Source organism: Zhengella mangrovi, from assembly GCF_002727065.1.
GTDB lineage: Bacteria > Pseudomonadota > Alphaproteobacteria > Rhizobiales > Rhizobiaceae > Zhengella > Zhengella mangrovi.
Genome location: NZ_PDVP01000035.1, coordinates 1 through 8154 on the forward strand (window position 1 = coordinate 1; position 8154 = coordinate 8154).

Below are 8154 nucleotides of genomic sequence, written 5' to 3' on the forward strand. Positions count from 1 at the left end.
CCCATACCGGACATGCCACCCATACCGGACATGCCACCCATACCGGACATGCCACCCATACCGGACATGCCACCCATACCGGACATGCCGCCCATACCGGACATGCCACCCATACCGGACATTCCACCCATACCGGACATGCCACCCATGCCGGACATGCCGCCCATACCGGACATGCCGCCCATACCGGACATGCCACCCATGCCGGACATGCCGCCCATACCGGACATGCCACCCATGCCGGACATGCCACCCATACCGGACATGCCACCCATGCCGGACATGCCACCCATGCCACCGTAGGTCCACTGCGTGCACACCCAACCCGGGTTGAAGCCACCCATGCCGGACATTCCGCTCATACCGGACATGCCACCCATGCCACCGTAGGTCCACTGCGTGCACACCCAACCCGGGTTGAAGCCACCCATGCCGGACATTCCGCTCATACCGGACATGCCGCCCATACCGGACATACCGCTCATGCCGCCCATACCGGACATGCCGCCCATACCGGACATGCCATCCATGCCGGACATACCGCTCATGCCGGCACCCATGGCCGGAGCGACCGCCAGCAATGAAGCGCTGCACATTGCCGCGAACACGGCCTTCCTGATGTTGCTCGACTTCATTTTACTCTCCTCTATGATTGAAGACACGGCCGGCATGTCCGCCTGGCTCTGTGTGAGTCAGCCGGGGATCCCGGCTGGATGCAGAGGGTGCCCCTCCGCGGTTCGCATCAGTCATCGTGATGCCAATTGCGGATATCGTAACGATCCGTCATTCCGGGGTGATTGAACGGCGTGAACCAGGCACCCTGATCCGCCAGGAAGCCCAGGCTGGACGGGTAAGGTTCGGAAATGCCGTGCATGGCCCGTTCGGTCCAATCCGCGGACTTGCTGAATTCCGTGATCCTCGGCGCATTTTCAGGCCGACGGTCCGGATGAATGCCGGCGATGAAGACGTCTTGCGCGACCGCACTGCGCACAAGAGCCAGCACGACGGCACCAGCAAGCAGCGGGATTTTTCCGTTGAACGACATGTGAAAGCCCCCTTTCTCCACCGGCCCCGGAGACCCCGGCGCCGGCACCTGAAAGGGCAGCAAGAAGCAGGCCATTCCCGCCCGGATTGGCAAGCGCCTGTTAATGAATGGTTTTTTAACCAGTGACCGGCGGAGGCGGGAAAAGCACCCCGATTTTCCGTGACAAATTGTCAGCCGATTTCCGGCGTCACCCTATTGCGCTTCAAAAACAGTGGCTTGGCTCATGCCATTTTGGCAGACCAGGACCGCTGGCCTGACAGAACCACAGCAGCGGGCACCGCCGGACAGCGCTGGAAGCCCCCCGCAGCTCCCGTTCGCGCGGGCTTTCTACCGTGCGATCGCCAGGGAAAGGGCGCTTGCGCATTCCATGACAGCGCGCTGTGCCAGGCCCGTATCCAGCCCCTCGAGCCCGACGACGCCGACGGCGCAATCGAGGCCCGGGTAGCTGCCGCGGGGAACCCGGACGGGGCTGGCAATGCCGACGGCGCCCTTCTGCAACTGGCCGCGCGTCAGGCAATAGCCGTCCCTGCGCGCCTGGCGAACGGCGTCGCTGTCTGCGGGCATTTCCGGGCGGCCCGCCAATATGGCAATCCCGGCCGCGCCGCGGTCCAGACGGTGACGGCTGCCGACGCGGTAGCTGATATCGAGGAAGCTGTCCGGCGGAGCGGCGGTCAGGATGGCGACCCCTTCATTGCCGTCGGCGATGGACAGGAAGGCCGCGGTATCGACCTGGCGGGCGAGCGCCTCGACCAGCGGCCGGGCGACCAGGCGCAGGTTGCCTTCCGCCTTCACACCCAGCGGGATGACGCCATTGCCGAGCGCGATGCGGCCATCCTCGAGGCGGTACGCCATGCCGTGGTCCTGCAGCGTCGCCACGATGCGGTAGGCGATGGCGCGGTGGATTCCCAGCGCCTGCGCGAGTTCGGAAACCTTCATGCCGCCGGCGGAATTGCCCAGAAGGCGGAGCGCTTCCAGGCCGCGATCCAGCGTCTGCAGCCTTGTCTTTTCCGCGACCATGCCCACCCCCGCCGGCTCATCTTGACGCTCGATGCGTCCATCTTCTAATCTCTTATATAGAACAAACTGTTCGATTATCGCACAAAGATCAAGGGATGAGACGATGAGCCAGACGACGCAGGACCGGGCCGGCGCCTGCCCGGTTTCCCACGGCACCGGCGGGACGTGCCCGGCTCACGCCATGGCGGACGCTTTCGATGCCTTCGAGGGCCCCTACCAGGTTGACCCGGCCGAGGCTCTGCGCTGGTCGCGCGACCAGATGCCGGTCTTCTTCAGCCCGAAGCTCGGTTACTGGGTCGTCAGCCGGTACGACGACATCAAGGCGGTGTTCCGCGACAACATCCTCTACTCGCCGCGCAACGCGCTGGAAAAGATCACGCCGGTCAGCCAGGAGGCGATGGATGCCCTGGCGTCCTACGGCTACGCCATGAACCGGACGATGGTGAACGAGGACGAACCGGCCCACATGGCGCGGCGGCGGGTGCTCATGGACCATTTCCTGCCGGAAAACCTGGAGACGAAGCAGGCGATGATCCGGCGCCTGACGCGGGAAAAGATGGATGCCTTCATCGATTCCGGCCGCGTCGACCTCGTCGAGGCCATGCTCTACGAGGTGCCCCTGACGGTGGCGCTGAACTTTCTCGGCGTGCCGGAAGACGATATCGACACGCTGCGCACCTTCTCGGTCGCCCACGCGGTGAACACCTGGGGCCGCCCGACGCCCGAGCAGCAGGTGGCCGTGGCCCATTCGGTCGGAAAGTTCTGGCAATATGCCGGCGACGTCATCGAACGGATGCGGGCCGAGCCGGAGGGCACGGGGTGGATGCACGACACCATCCGCAAAAACGCCCTGATGCCGGACATCGTGACCGACAGCTACGTGCATTCCATGATGATGGCGATCATCGTGGCCGCGCACGAGACGACCGCGCTGGCCTCGGCGAACATGTTCAAGACGCTGCTGACCCATCGCGACGCGTGGGACGACATCTGCGCCGACCCGTCGCTGATCCCCAATGCGGTGGAAGAATGCCTTCGCTATTGCGGCTCCATCGTCGCCTGGCGGCGCGAAGCGACGGCGCCCTCGACGCTCGGCGGCATCGACCTGCCGGAAGGCGCCAAGCTGCTGATCGTGATGGCGTCGGGAAACCAGGACGAGCGGCATTTCGAGGATGGCGATCGGTTCGACATCTACCGTGACAACGCGGTCGAGCATCTCAGCTTCGGCTATGGCAGCCACCAGTGCATGGGCAAGAACATCGGCCGGATGGAAATGCGCATCTTCCTGGAGGAGATGACCCGCCGCCTGCCCCACCTTCGGCTCGCCGAGCAGGACTTCACCTACCTGCCCAACACCTCGTTCCGCGGACCGGACCATCTATGGGTGGAATGGGATCCGGCGCTCAATCCCGAACGCACCCGCCCGGCCGGCGCGAATGCGCAGCAGCATTTCCCGGTCGGCGCACCGGACCGCAAGGCCATCGCCCGGCGCGTGGTCGTCACGGCCGTCCGGCGCGAAGCCGATGGCGTGGTCGGCCTGACCGTGGCCGATGCACGCGGGCGGCGGCTGCCCAACTGGAGCGCCGGCGCGCACGTGGAACTGGTCGTGGACGGCTATGACCGGAAATATTCGCTGTGCGGACGCCCTGACCGCGACCGGTTCGACCTCGCCATCCTGCGGGAAGAGCAGGGACGCGGCGGATCGCGCCATATCCACGACACCGTCCGCGAGGGCATGGAACTGAAGCTGCGCGGGCCGCACAACCTGTTCCGGCTGGATGAAGCGGCGCCGCATCACCTGCTCGTCGCCGGCGGTATCGGCATCACGCCGATCCTGACCATGGCGGACCGGCTGAAGGCGCTCGGCAAACCTTACGCGGTGCATTACTGCGGCCGCTCGCGGGCCGCGATGGCCTTTCTCGACCGGCTCGAAGCGGATCACGGCCCGGCGCTGACGGTGCATGCGAAGGACGAGGGCCGGCGCGCCGACCTCGCCGGACTGGTGGCGGACCTGCCGCCCGGAGGCCAGGTCTACGCCTGCGGGCCCGACCGCATGATCACCGCGCTGGAAGAGCTGACGTCCGGTCTTCCCGAGGGCACGCTGCATTTCGAGCATTTCTCGACGTCGCTCGGCAGCCTCGACCCCACGCAGGAAACGGCCTTCGACGTGGACCTCAAGGACTCCGGCCTGACCCTGACCGTCCCCGCCGACACCACGCTGCTCGACACGCTGCGCGCGGCCGGCATCGACCTGGCGTCGGATTGCTGCGAAGGGCTGTGCGGCTCCTGCGAGGTGCGCGTTCTCGACGGCGAGATCGACCACCGCGACCGGGTGCTGAGCAAGGCGGAACGGGCGGACAATCACCGCATGATGGCCTGCTGCTCGCGCGCGGCGAACGGGCGGAAGCTGACCCTGGCGCTCTAGGGCCATCGCCCTGCCCGTTTCCAGCGGGCCGGGCGCCGTCGCCGCCCCTGGCTGCCGACAAGATCAGCGCTGTCTTTGTGACGGCGATTACAGGTCTATTCCAATATATCATTGTGTTCTTGCCCCACCTGCCTCGCGAGGCGCATGATGATCCCGTGATGAATGGATGAAACAGGCGAGGCAGACGATGAAAAGACTTGTTTGCGCTTTGACCGCCGGCTTGTTCGCACTTGGACCGGCGCATGCGATTTCACGTTACAATATCAACAACATGACCTGTGACAGGGTGCAGGACATCATCGAGTCGGAAGGCGAAGTGATCCTGCGTTACAAGTCGCGGTCGGGTTCGGGCATGACCCTGTATGACCGCTTCGTGGTCGACGACGACCAGTGCGACGATCCGCTGGTCGGCAAGATCGTCGGCATTCCGACCGCCGATACGCGCAGTTGCGAGGTCATGGTCTGCAAGCAGGATCCCGACGACTGATCCAAGCCGACGTCCAGGACGGGGCGCCCTGCCCCGTCTGCCTGCGGGATGACGGTTCCCGCTCCCGGCACGCCGGGCGGGAACCGGTGCAGCACCGCTGGAGCGGCATGGAAGACGGCAGGCTGGGTGTCACCGCCTGATCCGCGGCGCCCCTCAGTAGATCCCTGGAACCAGCCGGTAGCGCACGCGACCTGCATAGTCGCGGTAGCCGGGCAGTTCGTCCAGCAGCGTGCGGTCTTCCAGCACCGTTCTGACGATTGCCACGACCAGTGCAGCCGCAACGGGAAGCAGGGTCCATACCGAGCCCAGGGCAAGGACAATGCCGAACAGCGCACAGATATTGCCGGCATAGGCCGGATGCCGGACGTACCGGTACGGACCGGTATCGCAGACCCTGTGCCCCTGATCTGTGCGGATGATCACCACGCTGTAGAAGAAGCGGTTTTCCGCCACGGCCCAAACCGCGTAGGCATATCCGAGCAGAACCAGCACGAAGCCGGCAAGATTCAGCCACAGCGGAAATACCGGCGACCAGTCGAACCGGTGGTCCAGCCCTGCAACGATGACGACGGGGAAAACGAGGCTGACCGCCATGAGCGGGGCGAGCACCTTGTCCCAGGGTTTTGCATTCCTGACGTTTTCCAGTTTCTGCCGCTCGGCCGTGAGCCCGGGATGGCGATGTTCCGCCCACATGCGCCCGCCGATGCCCGACACGACGATCAGCAGCGCGTATGCCCAGCCCTGCCACCAACCGGGGTCGCCACTGCAGGCCAACAGGATCAGCGGGACCAGGACATACACCACGGCCAACCGAATCCAGTGGCCCGGCGACACTGCCTGAACTGCCGTCTCACTGCCCGTCTTCGCCGGCATCCCCGTCCCCGATTCAAGGACGGTCCGCATTCATGGCGAACCGCCCGGATCAAGTGTGCCCGGCAATCGTCCGTTTGCAAGGGGTTTGTTGATGCCGCCGAAAGCCGTGGCTGGCACGGCCGCGGCTTTTCGAGGTTTCCATGGCGACGGCGTCCAGTCCGCGACCCGACGGCCGGAGGGTGCCAATGCCCCTGCGGATGGCGGAGGAGGGCCTGGCGACGGCGGCCCATGTTTACCGCGCCATGCCGCCGCGCACCATCCAAGGCGCTTTGCCCTGGCCCGGTTCATGCCCGCCAGAGACCCCCAGACGCCAGCGCGCCGCTTTCGCCGTTTCAAGACCATCAGGCTGGCGCCGGGTCAGGCCGCGATTTTCCGGCCGCCGCGAAGCCGTTTGAAAAAGCATCGCTATCCGCCGATAACAGATGACCATCTGCCCAAAGACTGTATCGTGGCGTCAAGCAAAGGCAGCGAAACGATGACGACCCTTCTCCCGGGCCATGGCGCCGAAAAGGCCGCCCGCTCCCGTCTTACCGGAAAGACCCGATTGATCGGCCTCTTCGGATCGCCCGTGTCGCATAGTCATTCACCGGTCATGCAGAACTCGGTCTTCGAGGCGATGGGGCTCGACTATGCCTACCTGGCGTTCGACGTGCGGGCTGGCGACGAGGCGCGGGCCATCGACGCGTTGCGCCTGCTGAACATGCGCGGCGCCAATGTGACGATGCCGCTCAAGCGGGCCGTCGTTCCCCATCTCGACCGGTTGAGCCCGGCGGCGCAACTGGCCGGGGCCGTCAACGTGATCGTCAACGATGCAGGCGTTCTCACCGGGCATATCACCGATGGAACGGGCTTCATGCTGTCGCTTTCGGAGAAGGGGATTGCCTGCCGCGGCGCACGCATCGTCCTTCTCGGCGCAGGCGGGGCGGCCATTGCCGTCGCGATCCAGGCGGCGATGGAGGGGGCGGGCGCCGTTTCGCTGTTCAACCGGCGGGATTCCTTCTTTGCAGAGGCCACGCGATTTGGCCGCGACCTGCAGGACCGTTTTGACAGCGAGATCAGCGTCCTCGATCTTGATGACCGCGATGACCTGGCAGACCATCTCTCCCGGGCGGATATCCTGATCAATGCAACGCCGATCGGGATGGAAGACACGATCGACCGGATCGCTCTTCCGGACGCCGATGCGCTGCGGCCGGACCTGGTGGTTTGCGACCTGATCTACGTGCCGAGGGAAACCCTGCTCCTGAAGGAGGCGGCGCGACGGGGCTGCAGGACGGTCTCGGGGATCGGCATGCAGCTCTACCAGGCCGTGCCGGCATTCGAACTGTGGACCGGTCAGTCGATGGATATCGCTGTCGCGCGGCGCGTGCTCTTCGGGGAGGCCTCATCATGACGGACTACGGTTTCCTCGCGATCTGGTGCGAGATCGCGGCCGAAGACCTGGACGACTACCGGAACTGGCTGACACAGGAACACATCGCCGACCGCACGTTCTCGCCGGGCTTTCTCGGCGTCAGGCTGTTCGAGGCACTTAACGATACGCGCTCGCATTTCATCCTCTACGCCACCGACGGTCCCGACGTGCTTAATGGCCCGGCGTACAAGGCCATCCTCGACAATCCTTCCCCGTGGACCCGCAGGATCATGCCGCGGTTCGGGCCATTCGACCGGGCCCTCGGACGCCAGGTGCTGAAGATCGGCAACGGTTTCGGTTCGCATGTCGCGATCTGGCGGATCAAGGTGACCGGCAGCGGCCCCGACCCGGAGACGCTGGCCCGAGACCTCGCCCTGTCCTGTGGCAGGGACGGCGTCGTCAGCATCCGCCTTTACCGCGTCAGCCGGGATACGACCGACCGCCACAGCGAGGAAAAGACGATGCGCAAGGGCAGCGAAGGGGATTTCGACTTCCTGCTCTGTGCCGAAGCGATGGGCGAGCAGGCCGCCGTCCAGATCGAGGAGAGGCTCGGCGCGGATCTCGGTCGCCTTTTTCCCTCGCTCGCCGGATTCGACAGTTCCTGCCGCCGGATGATCTACGGCGAAGCGCCGCACGAAGGACCGACCGGGTAGAAGCGCACGACGACCAAGGAAAGACATCCGGTACGGCGTTGCACTTGCATTCGAAATGCCGGAGCATGTCCGCTTTTCGTCAGATCGCTCCAGTGCTCCATGCCGCTGTTTTTTACGCCATTGCGGACGCGAAACCGGTGTCCACTTTCGCTGGAATTGAAAAATCCGGGTCCCTCGCAATTCCGGACGCGAAACCGGTGTCCACTTTCGCTGGAATTGAAAAATCCGGGTCCCTCGCAA

Annotated in this window: 8 protein-coding genes; 4 read left to right on the plus strand and 4 right to left on the minus strand. The window is 64.9% G+C overall.

Annotated features, from left to right (window positions below; genetic code table 11):
- From CSC94_RS23560 to CSC94_RS23570, 3 genes are all read right to left on the minus strand, one after another.
- A partial coding sequence (locus CSC94_RS23560) for a hypothetical protein (RefSeq protein ID WP_425356544.1) occupies positions 1-635 on the minus strand: 635 nt, incomplete at its 3' end.
- Between the two features lie 107 nt (positions 636-742).
- Positions 743-1045 (minus strand): hypothetical protein, encoded by a 303-nt coding sequence (locus tag CSC94_RS23565; protein WP_099308816.1) that lies wholly within the window; start codon positions 1043-1045, stop codon positions 743-745.
- A gap of 327 nt (positions 1046-1372) precedes the next feature.
- The gene (locus tag CSC94_RS23570; RefSeq protein WP_099308817.1) at positions 1373-2062 is read right to left on the minus strand and encodes an IclR family transcriptional regulator; all 690 of its coding nucleotides are present in this window, start codon (positions 2060-2062) and stop codon (positions 1373-1375) included.
- A gap of 103 nt (positions 2063-2165) precedes the next feature.
- On the opposite strand from CSC94_RS23570, the gene CSC94_RS23575 reads away from it, so the two are divergent.
- Positions 2166-4487 carry a cytochrome P450/oxidoreductase gene (locus CSC94_RS23575; RefSeq protein ID WP_099308818.1) on the plus strand — a complete coding sequence of 774 codons (2322 nt, stop codon included), beginning with the start codon at positions 2166-2168 and terminating at the stop codon, positions 4485-4487.
- A 187-nt stretch (positions 4488-4674) separates the two neighbouring features.
- Positions 4675-4974 (plus strand): hypothetical protein, encoded by a 300-nt coding sequence (locus tag CSC94_RS23580; RefSeq protein ID WP_099308822.1) that lies wholly within the window; start codon positions 4675-4677, stop codon positions 4972-4974.
- A 153-nt stretch (positions 4975-5127) separates the two neighbouring features.
- Here CSC94_RS23580 and CSC94_RS23585 read toward each other — a convergent pair whose 3' ends face one another.
- Positions 5128-5847 (minus strand): methyltransferase family protein, encoded by a 720-nt coding sequence (locus CSC94_RS23585; RefSeq protein WP_099308819.1) that lies wholly within the window; start codon positions 5845-5847, stop codon positions 5128-5130.
- Positions 5848-6322: 475 nt separating this feature from the next.
- On the opposite strand from CSC94_RS23585, the gene aroE reads away from it, so the two are divergent.
- Together aroE and CSC94_RS23595 are read left to right on the plus strand one after the other, a co-directional pair.
- Entirely contained in the window at positions 6323-7240 is a 918-nt protein-coding gene (aroE, locus tag CSC94_RS23590) for a shikimate dehydrogenase (protein ID WP_099308820.1), read from the plus strand.
- Positions 7237-7914 carry a hypothetical protein gene (locus CSC94_RS23595; protein WP_099308821.1) on the plus strand — a complete coding sequence of 226 codons (678 nt, stop codon included), beginning with the start codon at positions 7237-7239 and terminating at the stop codon, positions 7912-7914. Before aroE ends, CSC94_RS23595 begins: the two co-directional genes overlap by 4 nt.
- Positions 7915-8154: the final 240 nt, after the last annotated feature.